Source organism: Agromyces sp. NBRC 114283, assembly GCF_030268405.1.
Classification (GTDB): Bacteria; Actinomycetota; Actinomycetes; order Actinomycetales; family Microbacteriaceae; genus Agromyces; species Agromyces mediolanus.
Genome location: NZ_BSQP01000001.1, coordinates 1,615,912 through 1,632,957, shown reverse-complemented (window position 1 = coordinate 1,632,957; position 17,046 = coordinate 1,615,912). Strand labels below are relative to the sequence as shown.

Genomic DNA, 17,046 nt, shown 5'->3' with positions numbered 1-17,046 from the left:
AGGGTGTCGTCTCATCGGGACCACGCGCCTACTCGGCCGGCTTCAGATGCGTGAGCACGACCGCGTTCGCCACCGAGAGGTAGGGCAGCGGCGCCGCGTAGAGGTCGTCCTCGGAGGGCCATCCGCTGAACTTCTCGACGTTGAAGAACGACTGCGAGGCGTTCAGCACGACCGGGATGTACGGCAGGTCGCGCGCGATCTCGGTCTGGATGGTCGCGTAGGCGGCCTGCTTCGTCGGCACGTCCTCCGTGCCGCCCGCGGCGAGCACGGCGGCGTCGACCGTCGGGTTCGAGTAGCGCGAGTAGTTCTGCCCGACGAGCGGGGTCTCGCCGACCTTGACGGTCGAGGTGCCGGCGAAGTACTCGTGGTAGTTCGAGTACGGATCGGCGACGAGGCTCTGGGTGAGGCCGTAGAGCGTCATCTGGAAGTCGCCCGACTGGATCGGCGTCCAGTACTCGGCATCCGACACGGTGCGCGCGTTGATGCGGATGCCGGCCTCTGCGGCCTGCTCGGAGATGAGCTTGGCCGCGTCGTTGTAGTCGGTCCAGCCGTCGGGCGAGAACAGGTCGATCTCGAAGGAGGCGCCGTCCTTGCCGTAGAAACCGTCGGACTGCTTCGTGTAGCCCGCCGCCTCGAGGATCTGCTGCGCCTCGGCGACGTCGGGGTCCTGGGGGCTCGTGGTGAGGGCGGGGTCGCTCAGCCACTGCTCGTCGCGCGGCAGCAGCATGAAGGAGGGCGAGGACTCGCCGGCGAGCCCGGCGAAGGCCTTCTCGCGAATGGTGGAGCGGTTGATCGCGACGTTGATCGCCTGGCGCACGGCGGGGTCGGTCTGTGGGCCGGTGCAGCCGAGTTCGGCGTTCGCGCACGTCGTGATCGTCGTCGGGTCCTGCTGCAGGTTGAGCGTGGCGATCTTGCCGGAGCCGGTGACGGCGTCGGGGTTCGCGATGAACTGGCCGACCCAGTCGATCTTGCCGGTGGTGAGCAGGTCCTGTGCGGACTGGTTCGAGTCGAGGCCGAGGTACTGCACCTGCTTCACCTCGGGGGCGCCGTCTCGGAACAGCTCGTTGGCCTCGACGGTGTAGGCGGCCTCGGTGAAGCTCTTGAGTTTGTAGGGCCCGGAGCCGACGGGTTCGGGGTTCGTCTCGGCCATGAAGTCGTCGATGTTCTCCCACACGTGCTTGGGGATGATCCAGGTCGAGCCGAGGGTGAGCGAGGCGCTCGTGAACTGCGGCTCGGTGTACGTGAGCACGACGGTGGTGTCGTCGGTGGCCTCGGCCGAGACGAACTGCTCGCTGACGTTCGAGCCGTAGCCGAAGGTGAAGGCGACGTCCTCGGCGGTGAGGGCTTCGCCGTCGTTCCACTTGAGATCGGGCTTGATCTTCACGGTCAGGGTCTTGCCGTCTTCGCTGTACTCGTAGCTGTCGCCGATCATGCCGGTGGGCGGGTCGGCGGAGAGCTGGTTGAAGAAGAACAGCGGCTCGTAGATGGCGCCGAAGGTCGCGTGCACGGCGGTGTCGACGGCGAAGGGGTTGAAGTTGTTGTTGATCGGGGTGGCGCTGCCGGCCCAGACCCGCAGGATCGCGTCGTCGCCGCCCGCGGAGCCGCCCGAGGGCGAGCAGCCGGACAGCCCGAGGGCGAGGGCCGAGGCACCCGCGGCGAGCGCGAGCACCAGTCGGCGCGTGGTTCGAATCATCGTTCGTGTTTCCTCTCTGGCTTCATTGCGTGGAAGAACAGCGACGTCGCGCAGGATCTCGGTGGCGAGCGTTACCGGAAACGAAGCTAACAGAAAACTTTCTATCCAGAAAGAACCAATTCAATTAATCGCGCGTCCCCTGCCCGGGCGGGTTCGAGCAGGCGGCGCGGCGAGCCGGGAAACCGGAGGCCCCTAGACTGACCGGAACAGGGGGGAAGGACGCGGCCATGACGGCATCGGGAGCTGGTGAGCGTTCGCGCACCGCCACCCGCCGGGCCGTGCTCGCGAGCGGCGCGATCGCCCTCCTCGCCATGCTCGCTGCGTGCGCCCCGGCCTCGGCCGCCGACTCCCCCTTCGCCGGCCGGACGCTGTACCGCTCCCCCGACTCCTCGGCCGCGATCGCGGCCCGCACCGGGGGCACCGCCGCCGAGCGGGAGGCCGCCGCCCAGCTCGCGGAACGCCCCACCGCCACCTGGCTCGTCCCCGAGCGCCTGCCCGCCGGCGAGGTCGGCCCCGCCGTCGACGCGCTCCTCGACGACGCCGCCGGCGCCGCCGCGCTGCCCGTGCTGGTCGTCTACGGCATCCCCGACCGCGACTGCGGCGGTCACAGCGCCGGCGGCCTCGCGCGCACGCCCTACCTCACCTGGATCGACGAGATCGCCGCCGCCATCGGTGAACGGTCCGCCGTCGTCATCCTCGAACCCGACGCCCTCGCGCTCGCCGAGGCGTGCCCCGACGCCGCCGCCCGCCCGGCCCTCGTCCGCGAGGCGGCCGCCCGCCTGCCCGCGACCACCGCCGTCTACCTCGACGGCGGCCACTCGGCCTGGCTTCCGGCCGAGCGCATGGCCGAACTGCTGCGGGCCGCCGATGCCGACCGGGTGCGCGGCTTCGCCACGAACGTCTCGAACACCCACACGACGAGCGAGGAGCGCGCGTACGCGCACCGCGTCGCCGAGGCGCTCGGCGGCGGTCACGCCGTCATCGACGTCTCGCGCAACGGCTCGGGACCGCCGGCGGATGCCTCGTGGTGCAATGTGCCCGGGCGCACGGTCGGCGAGGATCCGGGCCCGCTCGACGACGAGGTCGTCGACGCGGTGCTCTGGCTCAAGCCGCCCGGCGAGAGCGACGGCACCTGCAACGGCGGCCCGCCGGCCGGGCAGTGGTGGCCGGAGGCGGCGATCGCCCTCACCGGCGGCGGCTGAGGAGCGAGGAGACCGCGGCGACGGGACGCCGGCGGGTGCAGCGGACGACGGGCGACGGGACGCCCTGGACGAAGGAAGATCGGGGAACATGACGGCCAACCAGGCGAACGGCGAACGCATCGCGGTGATCATCGAGGACGACCTCGACATCCGCCAGTTGCTCGTGGAGGTGCTCGAACAGGGCGGTTTCGAGACGCACAGCGCGGGAAACGGACTCGACGGCATCGAGCTCGTGCGCCGGCACAACCCCATCGTGACGACGCTCGACGTGAGCATGCCGGGGATCGACGGCTTCGAGGCCGCTCGGCGCATCCGCGCGTTCAGCGGCACTTACCTCATCATGCTGACCGCGCTGGGCGAGGAGGCGGACACCCTGATCGGCCTGCAGTCCGGCGCCGACGACTATCTCGTGAAGCCGTTCCGCCCCAGGGAGCTGCGCGCCCGCATCGACGCGATGCTGCGCCGGCGCGAACGGGAGCGCGACAGCCGGACCGGCGTCGAGACGCCGACGGCCGGCAGGACTGCGGATGCTTCGACCCCGGCCCCTGCGCCGCCGGCTCCGGCTCCGGCATCCCCCTCCAGCGCCACCGAGGCATCCGCGGAGACAACCGCGGAGACCTCCGCTCCCGCCGTTCCGGAGCTGCTCGCAGCGGGGCCCGCGGCAGCGGACGCGACGACCGCGTCGGCCCCGCTCGCGGGCGCCGCCGACGGACACGACGGCTGGTACGAGCACCGCGGCCTCCGCCTGCAGCCCGAGATGCACCTCGCCTCCCTCAACGGCGAGCAGCTCGAGCTCACCCGCAGCGAGTTCGAGCTGCTGCGCCTGCTGATGGACTCCGGACGGCGAGTGCGCAGCAAGGCCGACCTCGCGCTCTCCCTCCGCGGGGAGAGCTACGTCACCTCCTACTACGTGAGCGACGCCGACAAGCGGGCCATCGAGGTGCACCTCGCGAATCTGCGGCGCAAGCTCGGCGAGAGCGCCACGCAGCCGAACTGGATCGAGACGGTGCGCGGCGTCGGCTACCGGATGACCGCCGAGGACTGAGCCCGCCCCGCGCCGCCCCGCGCACGAACGAACGGCCCGCCGGAGGAACCGGGCGGGCCGTTCGTCGTTCGGGGGAGACTCAGACGCGGTAGCCGTGCTGGCGGCGCACGAGCTTGCCGAACATACCGAGCGTCTGCAGCACCGTGATCGTGCCGAGCACGGGCCAGCCGATCCAAAGGATCGAGGACTGCACCACGGGGCTCAGCTGCGTCCAGATCGCGACCATCGCGATGACGATCGCGAGGCCGACGAGGAGCGGGGTCAGGTAGGCATGGCCGCCGCCCCGCTCGGCCTTGGCCTGCTCGGCCCAGTTGTCGACCTGCTTGCGCGAGGCGAACTTCACCCAGGCACGGGCGAAGTGGCCGAGCCGGATCCACATGTAGACCTCGGCGGGCACGAGCAGCGCCGCGAAGAGGATGTCCTTCGCCGTGCGGTGCTTCATCGACAGCGCGATGCGCACGTTCAGCAGGATCGCGACCACCGGCGGGATCAGCCAGATCGGGCTGAACACGAAGGCGTTGATCGAGAGCGAGCCGGCGAGCAGCACGAGGAACAGGATGCGCGTGATCGCGTTCGTGGCCATCGAGAGGTTCTCGAGCCAGCGCAGGCGCAGGTTCGGGTGGAACGGCTGCCCCTTGGTGTCGCCGCGCTGGCCGGGCCACATCAGCTCGATGGCGCCGTAGTTCCACTTCACCTGCTGCGCGTCGAGCGAGCGCAGGGTCGTCATGCCGCCGACGTCGGCGCGGGCGCGGGCGGAGATCTTGGTGAGGTAGCCGGCGCTCTTGATCTGCAGCGAGAGCAGGGAGTCCTCGACCTCGCTGTCCTTCACCCAGGGGGTCACCTGGCGGTTCGCGGTCATCGCGTCGCGCAGGGCCTTGGTGGAGAAGATCGAGTACTGACCGCCGAGCACCGCCATGTTGCGGCCGCGCAGCATGTTCTGCATGTTGAAGGCCGCGAACTGGGCGCGCTGGCCGGCGATGAGGAACGGCGCGACGACGCCGGAGAACGGGCGGTCGTCGATCGAGTAGATCGCCGAGATACCGCCGATGCGGCTGTCCGAGGCGATCTCGGCCTCGAGGAACTCGACGGCCTGCGGGTCGGCGACGGTGTCGCCGTCGACGCCGAGCATGAAGTCCATGCCCTCGACGAGCGAGTAGCCGTAGTTCAGCGCGCCGACCTTCTTGTCGGGGTTCTCGCCGATGTCGTGGATGAACACCTCGGTGAACTGCTCCACGCCGTCGTCCTCGCGCACGTGCAGGCCGGCGTAGGCGGCGGCTCGCTCGACCGTGCGGTCGGTCGAGTTGTTCACCACGACGTGGATGACGTCGGGCAGTCGGGTCTGCCCGAGGAGCGACTCGAGCACCTGCCCGATCGACTCCTCCTCGTTGTAGGCGGGGACGATGCATCCGATGCTCGCCCGTGACACCGTGATGGTGTCGACGACGGCGGCGAAGTCATCGAACTGCGGAGCGACTTCGGGTGTGTCGGTGTGCAGCGGCCGCGCTCGGGTCGCCGACACCGCGGCATCGGCCCCGGGGGTGGGCCGGTGGAGTGCGGTGTCGGTCATGACGTGGCCTTTCGTTTCGACTTCGTGGGTATTCATCGGCTGCAGCGTCCCCGCTCCAACAGGATCGAGTCTGGCGGGCCGACCGCAGCGGGAACCTTGGGATGCGATAGCGTCGCCTCAAGATCTGCTCAAGATTCGGGACTCTGGGGGACGGATGCGATCGAGCGCGCGCGAACTCGGCCGGGCACGGCGGACGGCCGCCGTCGTCGCGATCTCGGCGGCAGCTCTCGCCACCGCGGGCTGCCAGGCTCCGCCCTGGCTGAACCCGACGGATGCCCCGGCCTCGACGCCGCCCGCGACGAGCGCGCCGCCGGCGCCGATCCAGAACGACCTCGCCTCGGGCTCGGCGACGCGCACCATGGAGGTCGGCGCGATCACGCTCACGGCCGACTACTGGTCGACGCTCTCGATGGACCGCTGGACGGCGGCCGCGCAGAAGCCGCTCACCTTCTCGCTGCGCTCGACGGTCACGCCCTCGGACGGGCAGAAGGTGTACCTGTCGCGCGTCACGGCGACGCCGGTGGTGCGCGCCGCCGACGGCGGCGAGCTGCCCGGCTTCGAGCCCATCGTCGACCAGTCGACGGTCGCGCCCGGCTACCTCGTGCTCGACCCGTACACGTACAGCCAGACGTTCACGCTGCCGCCGCTCGACCCCCAGGCCGCGAGCGTCGAGCTCTCGATGCGCTACGAGCTGCTGCTGCAGTCGACGCCGACGTCGAGCGACTACGCGAAGCAGACCGCGGTCGACACGCTCGTCATCGCGATCTCGAGCGGCGACGCGACGGCCGAGCCGTCCCCGACGCCGGCACCCTAGTCGGCGATCGCGTCGCCGCCGGACTCGCGGGCGCGCTGCGCCGCTTCGCCCGACGCCGCCAGCAGGCGGTCGAAGTCGTAGCCCACGGCGTCGCTGCCGGCCATCCCGATGCTCGCCGAGAGCCGCAGTCCGTCCGCCTCGACCATGGTCTGCTCGCCGATGCCGCCCTGCAGGGCGATCGCGGCCCGTCGCGCGTCCGCCATCCGCGGGAACGGCGCGACGACCAGCAGTTCGCCGCCGCCGTCGAAGGTGCCGATCGCCGCGGTCGGCGGGGCGTAGCGCCGCACGGCCGCGGTGAAGCGGTCCGTGAGGGCCGAGCCGGCGGAGCGCCCGAAGGCGGTGTAGATCGACTCGACCTCGTCGAGGCCGACGCGGAGGAAGACGAGCTGCTCGTCGTGGAAGTTCGCCCGCTCGAGCTGGTCCTCGACCACGCGACGGAGGGCGCTCGAGGTGAGCACCTCGTCATCGGACCAGTGCGAGACCCCGCCTCCCCCGCTGTCGCCCACGCGGTCGGAGCGGAGGATGACGAGGCTGACCGTCATCACGATGATGAGCGTCATCATGACGAACGCGGCCGCCTCGCTGCCGAAGAAGGTGCGGAACACGGGTGCGTCCGGGCCGAGCACGAAGTAGGCCACCGTGCGGAAGGCGTAGAAGAGCGCGACGACGATGAACGACACGGTGAGCCCGCGGGCCGCCCAGTGGCTGCGCATCGGCTTCCGGAGCGATTCGGCGGCCCCCAGCCCGGAGAAGGCTGCGAGCGCGAGGAAGAGCAAGGGCGCGCCCGCCCAGTCGCCGCCGTCGGGCCCCTCCGCGAGCACCGCGACGCCGGAGCCCGTGGCGACGACGAGCGGCACCCAGAGCAGATCGTTGCGCGCGTTGAAGGCGCGGGCGCCGCACCACAGCAGTCCGGCCGTCAGCACCATCGCGCCATTGCCGACGGCGACGGCCCACCAGGCGCCGGGCACGAGGATCCACACCGCGTACGAGATGGAGGTGAGCATCCCGCCCATGAAGGACACCGCCCAGAGGCGGCCCGCCGTGTCGGGGCGGCGCAGCACGGTGTCGAGGATGAACATCAGTCCTGCGATGATCGTCACCGTGCTCGTCGCGAGCTGGACGGTGTACAGGTCGATCGTCATGCGTCCTCCGGGCCCGCGACGGGCAGGGTCACGATGACGGTCGTGCCGCTGCCCTCCTCGCTGTCGATGTGGATCTCCCCGCCATGGCGTTCGACGAGCTCCCGTGCGATGCCGAGGCCGAGGCCGCTGCCGTGCACGGTGCCCTGGCGGACCCCGCCCGAGCGGAAGAAGCGCTCGAACACCTTCGGCAGCTCCGCCTCGGGGATGCCGATGCCGGTGTCGCGGACGACCACCCACGCCATCCCCTCGTCGACCGTCGCGCCGACCGTGACCTCGCCGCCCTGGCGGTTGTACTTCACCGCGTTGGAGACGAGGTTGTCGACGACCTGGCGCAGCCGGAAGCCGTCGGCGCGGACGACGGCCGGCTCGCTCGTCGTGATGCTCAGGCGGATGTCGCGCTCGTCGGCACGGGCCTGCGCGGCCTCGACGGCGTCGCGGAGGACGTCGTGCAGGTCCACGGGGGCCAGTGCGAGCGGCACCGGCGCCTCCGCGTGCTTCGCCGACTGCAGGATGGAGGCGATGAGCTCGAGCATCCGGTCGCCGTTGCGCTGCATGATCTCGAGGTTGCGGGTGACGTTCGGCGGCAGCCCCTCGGCGTCGAGCGAGAGGTCGATGTAGCCGAGCACGGAGGTCATCGGCGTGCGCAGCTCGTGCGAGACGGAGGCGACGAGGTCGTCGCGGGCGCGCACCGCGTTCCGCTCCTCGGTGATGTCGCGGGCGACGATGACGCCGCCCTCGAGGCCGCCGTCCTCGTCGTAGAGACGCCTGGCGGTGACCGAGACGGCGCGCAGCTCGCTGCCCTCGCCCGGGATCCAGGTGACCTCGTCGTCGAACTCCTGGCCGGCGGCGGCGCGGTTGAACGGCAGCTCGGCCCGGCTGAGCGGCGTCGCGCGGTCCGCGGCGAAGGCGACGCCGTCGCGGGCGGCGTCGGGGTCGGCGACGTCGAGGCCGTAGAGCTTCGCGTAGGCGGTGTTCATGACGCCGCCGCGGCCGTCGCGATCGAGCCGCACGACCCCGAAGTCGACGGCGTTCAGCACCTCGGCGAGCCGTTCCTCCTGCTTGTTCGCGCGGCGGAGCGCCCGCTCCAGCTGCTTCGCCTGCGTGCGCAGCAGCACCCGCTGCGCGCCGGCTCGGCGGGAGCTCAGGACGGTGCTCGTCGCGATGAAGCTCAGCACGATCGGCAGGAGCACCACGGAGGGCACACTGACGGCGGTGAACGCCCGCTCACTCACGAGCTCCGAGATCCACACGAGCGCCGAAGAGGTGGCGACGGCGATGATCGCCCCCGTGAGCCCGAAATAGCTCGCGAGCCAGATCGTCGGGAAGAACCAGAGCAGTCCGACGCCCGCGGCCGGCTCGGCGATGCGGATGAGCCCGATCGCGAGGATGTCGACGATCGGCAGCGCCATCACGAGCGTCCGCGGCAAACGGTGCCACGGGACGATGATCGCCACCCCCGTCGCCGTGAAGACGAGCGCCACCGCGACGATGGCGATCGGCTTCGTGAGCGCGACCGGCGAGAACAGCAGCAGCGTGAACACGGCGGTCACGAGGACCGCGCCGAAGAGCAGCTGCGAGAGGACGACGGAACGGTCGAACGTGGCGCCGGCGCGCCGCGAGTCCCCCGCTCCCGACATGCTCAGAGCCTAGCGCCCCGGATGCGCGCGCGAACGCGCATCCGGGGCCGCGCCTCAGGCGATGCCGCCGCCGTCGACGACGAGCGCGGAGCCCGTCACGTAGCTCGACTCGTCGCTCGCCAGCCAGACCACCGCGGAGGCGATCTCGCGGGGCTCGCCCATGCGGCGCAGCGGCCGGTCGGCGGCCTCGGCCAGGAAGCCGTCCTCGGCCTGGCCGAGCTGGCGCGCCTCTTCGCGGAGCATCCCCGTGTTCACGTCGCCCGGGTTCACCGAGTTCACCCGGATGCCCTGCGGCCCGTGGTCGATGGCGAGCGCCCGGGTCATGTTCACGACGGCGCCCTTCGATGCGCAGTACGAGATCGCCTGCCCGCCGCCCTTCAGCCCCCAGCCGGAGCCGGTGTTCACGATCGAACCGCCGCCCGCGGCGGCCATGACGGGCACGACGTGCTTGCACATCAGGAAGATGGAGCGCACGTTCACGCCGAACACCCGGTCCCACTCCTCGACCGTCGTCTCGACGGCGGTGGTGCGGCGGATGATGCCCGCGTTGTTGAAGACGACGTCGATGCCGCCGAACGCCGCCTGCGTCTCGCGCACCACGCGCTCGATGTCGGGCTCGCTCGACACGTCGGCGGCGATCGCGATCGCCTCGCCACCCGCGGCGCGGATCTCCTCGGCGACGCGCTCGGCGGCTGCGCCGTCGAGGTCGACGACGGCGACCCTCGCGCCCTCCGCCGCGAGGGCGAGCGAGGAGGCGCGGCCGATGCCGCCCGCGCCGCCCGTGACGATGGCCTGCTTGTTCTCAAGGCGCATGGCCTTCTCCTTCGGTTCGCGAGGCGGGGGATGCCTCGGCGTCTGGTGCGTTGACAGGGTAGATGCTGCTCGTGCCCGGGCCGGTGACGACGCGGACGAAGCCCGCGAGGCCGCGGTCCACGCCGGGGTCGCCGGTGTCGACGAGCAGGGGTCGCCCGCCGAGCTCGACGAGCTTCTGCTCGGGTGCGACGACGAGCAGCGGCTCCTCGCCCAGGGCGCGGAGCACCCGAGCGGAGAGCTGCTGGTTGCCGCGGCCGAGCAGGAAGCCCTGCCCGCCGATGATCGAGACGACGGCCCGAGCGGGACCCGCCGCGATCTCCTCGACGAGCTCCGCCTCGCTCGCGGCGGCCCGGAGGAGCCGTCCGTCGAGCACGACGTCGACGCCCAGCCTCGTCTTCGGCAGGCCGAGCCGGCGCGCGAGCTCCCCGGTCGTGCCCCCGGGCCCGAGCAGATACCGTACGCCCGGCTGCAGCAGCCGGAGCGCGCCGTCGACCGCGGCCGCCACGGCCGCCGCCTCGCTCACCGGGGTCGCCGCCTTGCGCGCCTGGGTCCGCCCCGGGCGGACCGGCACGAGCATGGCCGCGTGCAGGCGGGGCTCGACCCGGCCGCGACGCAGTTCGTCCTCGTCGAGGTCGAGCACCTCGCGCTCCTCGATCGGCAGCCCGCCGTCGAGCCAGGCCGCGGCGAGGGCGCCGGCGGCCCGAGGGCTCACGGCGAAGACCGGCGAGTACATCTTGACGCCGGCCGGAATGCCGAGGGCGGCGACGCGGGCACCGCCCTCGTCGCGACGCGCGTCGAGGGCCGTCGCGACGTCCCGGGCCGTGCCGTCGCCGCCGGCGAAGAGCACGAGCTCGGCTCCTGCGTCGGTGAGCGCGCGCACGGCCGAGACGGTGTCGGCCGGACTCGTCGTGGCACCCGGTCGCATGACGATCCGCGGCACGAGCCCGGCGGCGAGCACCGCGTCCTCGCCCATCGGCCCGGCCGCCGTCAGCACCTCGAGCGGCCCGTCGATCGCCTCGCGGACGAGCTCGAGGGCGAGCCGCGCCCGCTCCCCCGCCCGTGGTCGCGCGCCGCGCTCGGCCGCGCTGGCCTGCACGGCGACCCCGTCGGAGCCGCCGAGCCCCGCCGGGCCGCCGACCCCGGCGACGGGGTTCACCACGAGGCCGAGCACGGTCAGGCCGCTGAGGCGTCGGCCGCGGGCTCGGGCTCGCCCGCCAGGCGGGCCGCCACCTCCGGGTACTTCCGCAGGTAGGCGCGCCACGTCACGGCCCAGCGCTCGGGGTCGTCGAGATCGTCGTGGTGGGTGTGGTGCACGCTCTGCCGGTGCGGCGCGGTGCGCACGATCTCCGGGGTCTCCCGGGCTTCGCGGGCCACCTCGGCGAGCGCGGCGACGTACTCGTCGAGCTCGGACTTCGAGTACGACTCGGTCGGCTCGAGGGTGAACGGCTGCGGCACTACGTAGGGGTGGTGGCTCGTCCAGTAGTGCATGCCGAAGTCCGCCATCCGCACCCCGATCTCCTCGGAGCTGATGCCGGTCTCCTCGTACAGCTCCTGCCAGGAGTAGCGCACCTGCTCGATCCGCCGGCGGCCGCGCGCGTACGGCGCGGACGCTCCGGGGATCTCCAGCACCTTCGCAAGCAGGTAGTTGTTGTTCAGTACGGCGGTCTCGGCGGCGGCGAGGAGCCCGTCCGCGCCGAGCGCCATGATCCAGGCGTAGGCGCGGACGAGGTTCGGCACGACGCCGAAGAAGGGCGCGACCGTGCCGATCGACTGGGTGCCTGCGTCGCGCACCTCGAAGCGGGCGTCGTCGCCCTCGCCCACGCGCACGATCCGCGGGCCGGGCAGGAACGGGGCCAGGGCCGCGCTCACGGCGTTCGCGCCGGAGCCGGGCCCGCCGCAGCCGTGCGGCGTCGAGAACGTCTTGTGCAGGTTGAAGTGGCAGACGTCGAAGCCGGCGTCGCGCGCCCGGGTGATGCCGAGGATGCCGTTGGCGTTCGCCTGGTCGTAGGAGGCGAGGGCGCCGACGGCGTGCGCGGCATCCACCCACTCCGTGATCGCCGGGTTGTAGATGCCGGTGTCCTCGGGGTTCGTGACCATGATCGCCGCGGTCCGCGGCGAGAGCGCCGCCTTCAGGGCGGCGAGGTCCGGGTAGCCGTCGGCGTCGGGGTGGACGGTGATGACCTCGTAGCCGGCGGCCTTCGCGGCGGCGGCGTTCGAGGGGTGGCTGAAGATGGTGGTGATGACCTCGCGGCGCTGCTCGCCCTCGCCGTTCGCCTCGTGGTAGGCGCGGATCATGGCGATGTTCGCCCAGATCGCGGCGGAGCCGCCCTGGGTCTGCAGCGAGACCTCGTCCATGCCGGAGATCTCCGCGAGCATCCGTTCGAGCCGCCACACGATCTCGAGCACGCCCTGCGCGTCGGCCGGGTCCTGCAGGGGGTGCATCGCGGTGAGCTGCGGGGTGGCGACGAGCTGGTCGTTGATCTTCGGCGAGTACTTCATCGTGCAGGTGCCCTGGCCGATGTCGACGTTCAGGTCGGCGCCGAGGTTCTCCTGGGAGAGCCGCAGGTAGTGCTTCAGCACCCGCATCTGCGCCATCTCGGGCAGCGCGGGCGGGGTCGCCCGGCGGAGGCCCGCGGGGAGCTCGGCGAGCACGTCGCCGACGGCGTCGCGGACGCCGGGCTCGACGGCGGGCACGAGCAGGCCGCGCTCGCCGGGCGTCGAGAGCTCGAAGATGACGGGTTCGTCCCAGCGGGCCTGGTGGAAGCGTCGGATGGCGGGCTTCGGGGCGAGGGGGAGGCTCATGCGCGCTGCTCCTGGGGGATCTGGGGGTCGGTTGCGGTGCCGCAGGCGGCGGCGAGGGAGGTTGCGAGGCGGTCGATGTCGGCCTGGCCGGTGAGCTCGGTGACGCAGACGAGCAGCAGTTCCTCGCCGACGGCGACGCCCGGCTCGATGCCCTCGGCGCGGAGGGCGGCGATGAGCTCGGCGGCGGTGCGGCCGGTGCCGGAGACGTCGACGGTGAACTCGCGCAGGTGCAGGGCGTCGTCGCCGAGGCGCACGCCGGGCACGGCCGCGAGTCGCTGCTGCGCGTAGCGGGTCCGGGCGAGCAGCAGTTCGCCGAGCTCGGCCATGCCCACCGGGCCCATCAGGGCGAGGTAGACGCCGGCGGCGATGCCCCAGAGGGCGGCTGCGGTGCCGACCCACTCCTTGCCCTCCTCGCGGCGGGCGAAGGAGGTGCGCTCGTAGGCGACGTCGCCGAAGCCGACCTCCCCTGGCACGTCGGTGCTCGCGAGCCCGAACAGGCGCGAGGGCAGCTCCATGACGAGGGCTTCGTCGTCGGCGACGGCGATGAAGCCGCCGTGCGCACCGCCGAACCACTGGTGCAGGCCGAGCGACTGGATGTCGCCGCAGACGATGTCGGCCCCCTGATCCGCGGGCGGGGTCAGCACGCCGTAGCCGATCGGGTCGGTGCCGACGACCAGCAGGGCGCCCGCCGCGTGCGCCGCGGTCGCGAGGGCGGGCAGGGCCGCTTCGACCGCGCCCGTCGCGCTCGGCGTCTCGACCCAGATCGCGGCCACGTCATCGCCGAGCCGGGCTGCGGCGGCCGCGACGTCGGCGGTGCCGTCCGCCGTCGGGACGAGCTCGAGCTCGAGGTGGACGCGCACGAAGTCGTGCACCTTCGAGTGCTTCTCGGGCAGCACGTCGCTCAGGACGAGCACCCGGCGGCGGCCCGTGAGCCGGCCGGCCATGGCGAGCGCGGTCGCGGTCGCCTGATAGCCGTCGTAGGTCGGCACGTTGACGACGTCCATGGCGAGCAGTTCGGCCATGAGCGACTGGTACTGGAACAGCGCCTGGAAGCGGCCGTGGTCCTCGTAGGGCTCCCCCGCGTACGCGGTGAGGAACTCGCTGCGGTTGATCACCTCGTCGACGACGGCGGGCACGTGGTGCCGGTAGGTGCCGTGGCCGAGGAAGCTCAGCCGCTCCTCGGTGGAGCGGTTCTTCGCGAGGAGGCCGCGGACGTGCCGCGCGAGGTCCTGCTCGGCGAGGAGCGGCGCGGGCAGCTCGAGGGGGCGGTCGAGTCGCAGCGCCTCCGGCACGTCGGCGTAGAACTCGTCGACGGATGCCGCGCCGACGGCGTCGAGCATCGCGCGACGCACCTCGGGGGCGGAGTTGGGCAGGTACGGGTGCACGAAGGCAGCCGATGGCTCGGTCATGTGGATCCTCAGTCCTCGGGGGCGGTGATGGTGATGAACGGCGGCTCGGCGGCCCGCGGGGTGGCGAGCACGGCGGCGCCGAAGCGGGGCAGGGTGAGCGTCGTCCCGAGCGCGGCGCCGTCGCCGAGCAGCTCGCGTGCGCCGTGCGGCACATCGACCGTGAGCTCGCCGCGACCGTGGTTCAGCACGAAGGTGTAGTCGGTGTCGTCGTCGGCTCGGGTGACGGCCTCGAGCATGGGGTCGGTGCGGTCACGAGCGGGCAGTCCGGCCGCCGCGAGCACCCGCCGGAAGAGGGCGACGAGTCCGGCGGGCTCGAGCACGCAGCTGACGTACCAGGCCGCGCCGCCCGAGGCATCCGCTCCGCGTCGGGTGATCGCCGGCCGGCCGGCGAGCTCGCCCGAGTCGTAGGCGGCGATCGTCTCGGCGCCGGCTGCTTCGAGCCACTCGCCCCAGACGGGCGCGTCGAAGGCCGCGCCGCCGGCGAGGGCGACGCGCTCGGCGCGGCCGTCGGCGACGGGCCAGACCTCATCGACCTCGACGCCGAGGAGTGCGCGCAGGGGGCCGGGGGCTCCCCCGTCGTGCACGTGCTCGTTCGGGTCGACGACGCCGGAGAACGGCCCGACGACGAGTTGCCCGCCGCGGGCGACGAAGGCGCCGAGCGCCGTGGCCTGCTCGGCGTCGGCGACATAGAGGTTCGGGGCGACGACGAGCTCGTAACCGTCGAACGGCCCGCTCGCGGGCACCGTGTCGACCGGGTGGCCGAGCTCGTGCAGCGCGGCGTGCCAGGCGCGGGCCTGGGCGAGCCAGTTCAGGCGCTGCGAGGGCAGCGATTCCGTCGCCGAGCTGCCCCACCACGAGTCGTAGTCGACGACGAGCGCGATCCGGGAGCGCACCCGGGTGCCGCGCACCGGCTCGAGTCGACGGAGTTCGGCTCCCAGGGCTTTCGCCTCCTGGAAGGTGCGGGACGCCTCGCCGCGGTGGCCGAGCATCGCGGAGTGGAACTTTTCCTGGCCGTACTTCGCCTGCCGCCACTGGAAGCACATCGCGCCGTCGGATCCGTGCGCGATCGCCTGCAGGCTGCCGACGCGCATCTGGCCCGGCGCCTTCGGCACGTTGACCTCGCGCCAGCTGACGCCGCTGGGCGCCTGCTCGAGGAGCAGCCACGGCCGCCCGCCCTTCAGCGAGCGCATCGAGCCGTAGTTGAGCGCAGCGGGCACATGCGCGAGCGGATCGGCGGGATCGGGGTAGGCGTCGTCGGTGACGAGGTCCTCGACGGCGGCGAAGTCCCAGTAGTCGAGATCGCGCAGCAGGCTCATGAAGTTCGTCGTGACCGCGATCTCGGGGGTGACCTCGCGCAGCACATCGATCTCGAGCTGGAAGAGCTCGAGCAGCGCGTCGGAGGAGAAGCGCTCGAAGTCGAGCAGCTGGGTGGGGTTGACGGGTCCGGTCGCGCGCCGCGGCGGCTCGATCTGGTCCCACGCGGTGTAGCGCTGGCCCCAGACGTTCACGCCCCAGGCCGCGTTCAGCCCATCAAGCCCGCCGTAGCGGGCCTCGAGCCAGCGGCGGAAGTGCCGGGCCGACTCGGGGCACCAGCAGCGCGAGACGTGGTCGCCGTACTCGTTCGACACGTGCCAGAGCGCGAGGCCGGGGTGCTCGCCGTAGCGCTCGGCCATCGCCCGGGTCATCCGGGCGACGTGCTCGCGCCAGACGGGCGAGCTCGGGCAGTAGGCCTGCCGGGAGCCGAACTCGAGGCGCTGGCCGTCCTCGTTCCAGGGCAGCATCTCGGGGTGGCTGCGCACGAGCCAGGCGGGCGGGGTAGCGGTCGCGGTGGCGAGGTCGATGCGGATGCCGGCGTCGCTCAGGATCTCGAGCACGCGGTCGAGCCAGCCCCACTCGTAGACGCCGGGCGCGACCTCGAGCTGCGGCCAGCTGAACACCGGGAGGCTGACCAGGTTGACGCCCGCCTCGCGCATGAGCCGGGCGTCCTCGAGCCAGACCTCCTCCGACCATTGGTCGGGGTTGTAGTCGCCGCCGTAGGCGAGGGCGTCGAGTCGGATGCCGCGGGGCGCGTCGCCTGTCACACCTGCTCCTCTCTGAGTGGGTCGGTTCCGGTTCGCGGGCCACCTCATGGATGGGTGTACACCGCTAGCTGCAGAATGTATTCTGTATACACACCGTAAACCGGATGCCGGAACCGGTCAAGCCCCGCACCACCCCCTAGGCTTGCCCGCGACGGCCGAACGGCCCGGAGGGCGAAGATGGCGATCGAACGCAAGAACCTGCGCTCACAGGTGCGCGAAGAGCTCCTCACGCGCATGCGGGCGGGAGCCGTGCAGCCCGGCGAGGGCATCAACGAGGTCCAGCTCGCGGCCGAGCTCGGCGTCAGCCGCACCCCGCTCCGCGAGGCGCTCATCGCGCTCGAGAGCGAGGGACAGATCACGAGCGAGAACGGCAAGGGCTTCCGCTTCATGCCGCTGAGCGCGAGCGAGTTCGAAGACCTCGCCCCGGTGCTCGCCGCACTCGAGAGCCTCGCCCTCGAGCTCAGCCCGGTCGAGGAGCTGCAGCGCATCGGCGTGCGCCTGGCCGCCCTCGCGGCCGAGTTCGACCAGGAGCTCGTCGAGCACGCCTTCATCGTCACGAAGGACGACGAGTGGCACGGCCTCATGCTCTCGGCCTGCCCGAACCAGCGCCTCCTCGACGTCATCGCGAGCGTGCGCGGCTCCTTCCACCGGTACGAATCGCTGCTCGTGCCGAACGACGCCATGGTCGAGCGGGTCGCCGCCGAGCACGCCGCGGTCGCCGCCCGTCTCGTCGAGGGCGACGTCCCCGGCGCGATCGTCGCGCTCAAGGTGAACTGGATGCACGGCATGCGCCGCATCCTCGAGAACGCGTCCAGCCCGTACTTCACCGCCTGAGCCCCGC

Annotated in this window: 13 protein-coding genes; 4 read left to right on the top strand and 9 right to left on the bottom strand. The window is 72.2% G+C overall.

Going from position 1 to position 17,046, the window contains the following annotated elements; all coding sequences use genetic code 11:
• Window positions 1-28: 28 nt before the first annotated feature.
• A complete protein-coding gene (locus tag QSJ60_RS07945) occupies window positions 29-1,693 on the bottom strand; it encodes an ABC transporter substrate-binding protein (RefSeq protein WP_285463225.1) in 1,665 nt (554 codons plus the stop codon).
• A gap of 227 nt (window positions 1,694-1,920) precedes the next feature.
• Between QSJ60_RS07945 and QSJ60_RS07940 the strand changes: the two genes are divergently transcribed.
• The gene (locus tag QSJ60_RS07940) at window positions 1,921-2,895 is read left to right on the top strand and encodes a glycoside hydrolase family 6 protein (protein ID WP_285463224.1); all 975 of its coding nucleotides are present in this window, start codon (window positions 1,921-1,923) and stop codon (window positions 2,893-2,895) included.
• Window positions 2,896-2,983: 88 nt separating this feature from the next.
• Window positions 2,984-3,940 carry a response regulator transcription factor gene (locus QSJ60_RS07935; protein WP_285463223.1) on the top strand — a complete coding sequence of 319 codons (957 nt, stop codon included), beginning with the start codon at window positions 2,984-2,986 and terminating at the stop codon, window positions 3,938-3,940.
• 79 nt (window positions 3,941-4,019) lie between these two features.
• Here the strand turns inward: QSJ60_RS07935 and QSJ60_RS07930 are convergent, their stop codons facing one another.
• Window positions 4,020-5,507: a glycosyltransferase family 2 protein gene (locus QSJ60_RS07930; protein ID WP_189084412.1), complete on the bottom strand. Its 1,488-nt coding sequence runs from the start codon at window positions 5,505-5,507 to the stop codon at window positions 4,020-4,022.
• A gap of 154 nt (window positions 5,508-5,661) precedes the next feature.
• Here QSJ60_RS07930 and QSJ60_RS07925 point away from each other — a divergent pair, with 154 nt between their 5' ends.
• On the top strand, window positions 5,662-6,321 hold the full coding sequence (locus QSJ60_RS07925) for a hypothetical protein (RefSeq protein ID WP_230767595.1): 660 nt from the start codon (window positions 5,662-5,664) through the stop codon (window positions 6,319-6,321).
• Here QSJ60_RS07925 and QSJ60_RS07920 read toward each other — a convergent pair.
• The 7 genes from QSJ60_RS07920 to QSJ60_RS07890 are packed head-to-tail and all read right to left on the bottom strand — an operon-like array spanning window position 6,318 to window position 16,205.
• On the bottom strand, window positions 6,318-7,463 hold the full coding sequence (locus QSJ60_RS07920; protein WP_285463222.1) for a nucleotidyl cyclase domain-containing protein: 1,146 nt from the start codon (window positions 7,461-7,463) through the stop codon (window positions 6,318-6,320). The genes QSJ60_RS07925 and QSJ60_RS07920 overlap by 4 nt on opposite strands.
• Window positions 7,460-9,100 carry a sensor histidine kinase gene (locus tag QSJ60_RS07915; RefSeq protein ID WP_230767591.1) on the bottom strand — a complete coding sequence of 547 codons (1,641 nt, stop codon included), beginning with the start codon at window positions 9,098-9,100 and terminating at the stop codon, window positions 7,460-7,462. Before QSJ60_RS07915 ends, QSJ60_RS07920 begins: the two co-directional genes overlap by 4 nt.
• Window positions 9,101-9,154: 54 nt before the next feature.
• On the bottom strand, window positions 9,155-9,913 hold the full coding sequence (locus QSJ60_RS07910; protein ID WP_189084409.1) for an SDR family NAD(P)-dependent oxidoreductase: 759 nt from the start codon (window positions 9,911-9,913) through the stop codon (window positions 9,155-9,157).
• A complete protein-coding gene (locus QSJ60_RS07905) occupies window positions 9,903-11,084 on the bottom strand; it encodes an ATP-NAD kinase family protein (protein ID WP_285463221.1) in 1,182 nt (393 codons plus the stop codon). The genes QSJ60_RS07910 and QSJ60_RS07905 overlap by 11 nt, the downstream gene beginning before the upstream one ends.
• 2 nt (window positions 11,085-11,086) lie before the next feature.
• Complete coding sequence (gene gcvPB, locus QSJ60_RS07900; RefSeq protein WP_285463220.1) at window positions 11,087-12,715, bottom strand: aminomethyl-transferring glycine dehydrogenase subunit GcvPB; 1,629 nt, start codon at window positions 12,713-12,715, stop codon at window positions 11,087-11,089.
• Entirely contained in the window at window positions 12,712-14,124 is a 1,413-nt protein-coding gene (gcvPA, locus tag QSJ60_RS07895; RefSeq protein WP_285463219.1) for an aminomethyl-transferring glycine dehydrogenase subunit GcvPA, read from the bottom strand. Before gcvPA ends, gcvPB begins: the two co-directional genes overlap by 4 nt.
• An 8-nt stretch (window positions 14,125-14,132) precedes the next feature.
• Window positions 14,133-16,205, bottom strand: coding sequence for a beta-galactosidase (locus QSJ60_RS07890; protein WP_285463218.1), 2,073 nt, complete (start codon window positions 16,203-16,205; stop codon window positions 14,133-14,135).
• A 177-nt stretch (window positions 16,206-16,382) separates the two neighbouring features.
• Here QSJ60_RS07890 and QSJ60_RS07885 point away from each other — a divergent pair, with 177 nt between their 5' ends.
• A complete protein-coding gene (locus QSJ60_RS07885; RefSeq protein ID WP_189084405.1) occupies window positions 16,383-17,039 on the top strand; it encodes a GntR family transcriptional regulator in 657 nt (218 codons plus the stop codon).
• Window positions 17,040-17,046: the final 7 nt, after the last annotated feature.

Bases quoted from the DNA above. Each gene is read 5' to 3' on its own strand.
- gcvPA (WP_285463219.1), bottom strand. From the start codon at position 14,124: ATGACCGAGCCATCGGCTGCCTTCGTGCACCCGTACCTGCCCAACTCC.
- QSJ60_RS07915 (WP_230767591.1), bottom strand. From the start codon at position 9,100: ATGTCGGGAGCGGGGGACTCGCGGCGCGCCGGCGCCACGTTCGACCGT.
- QSJ60_RS07885 (WP_189084405.1), top strand. From the start codon at position 16,383: ATGGCGATCGAACGCAAGAACCTGCGCTCACAGGTGCGCGAAGAGCTC.
- QSJ60_RS07910 (WP_189084409.1), bottom strand. From the start codon at position 9,913: ATGCGCCTTGAGAACAAGCAGGCCATCGTCACGGGCGGCGCGGGCGGC.
- QSJ60_RS07940 (WP_285463224.1), top strand. From the start codon at position 1,921: ATGACGGCATCGGGAGCTGGTGAGCGTTCGCGCACCGCCACCCGCCGG.
- QSJ60_RS07935 (WP_285463223.1), top strand. From the start codon at position 2,984: ATGACGGCCAACCAGGCGAACGGCGAACGCATCGCGGTGATCATCGAG.
- QSJ60_RS07945 (WP_285463225.1), bottom strand. From the start codon at position 1,693: ATGATTCGAACCACGCGCCGACTGGTGCTCGCGCTCGCCGCGGGTGCC.
- gcvPB (WP_285463220.1), bottom strand. From the start codon at position 12,715: ATGAGCCTCCCCCTCGCCCCGAAGCCCGCCATCCGACGCTTCCACCAG.
- QSJ60_RS07930 (WP_189084412.1), bottom strand. From the start codon at position 5,507: ATGACCGACACCGCACTCCACCGGCCCACCCCCGGGGCCGATGCCGCG.
- QSJ60_RS07920 (WP_285463222.1), bottom strand. From the start codon at position 7,463: ATGACGATCGACCTGTACACCGTCCAGCTCGCGACGAGCACGGTGACG.
- QSJ60_RS07925 (WP_230767595.1), top strand. From the start codon at position 5,662: ATGCGATCGAGCGCGCGCGAACTCGGCCGGGCACGGCGGACGGCCGCC.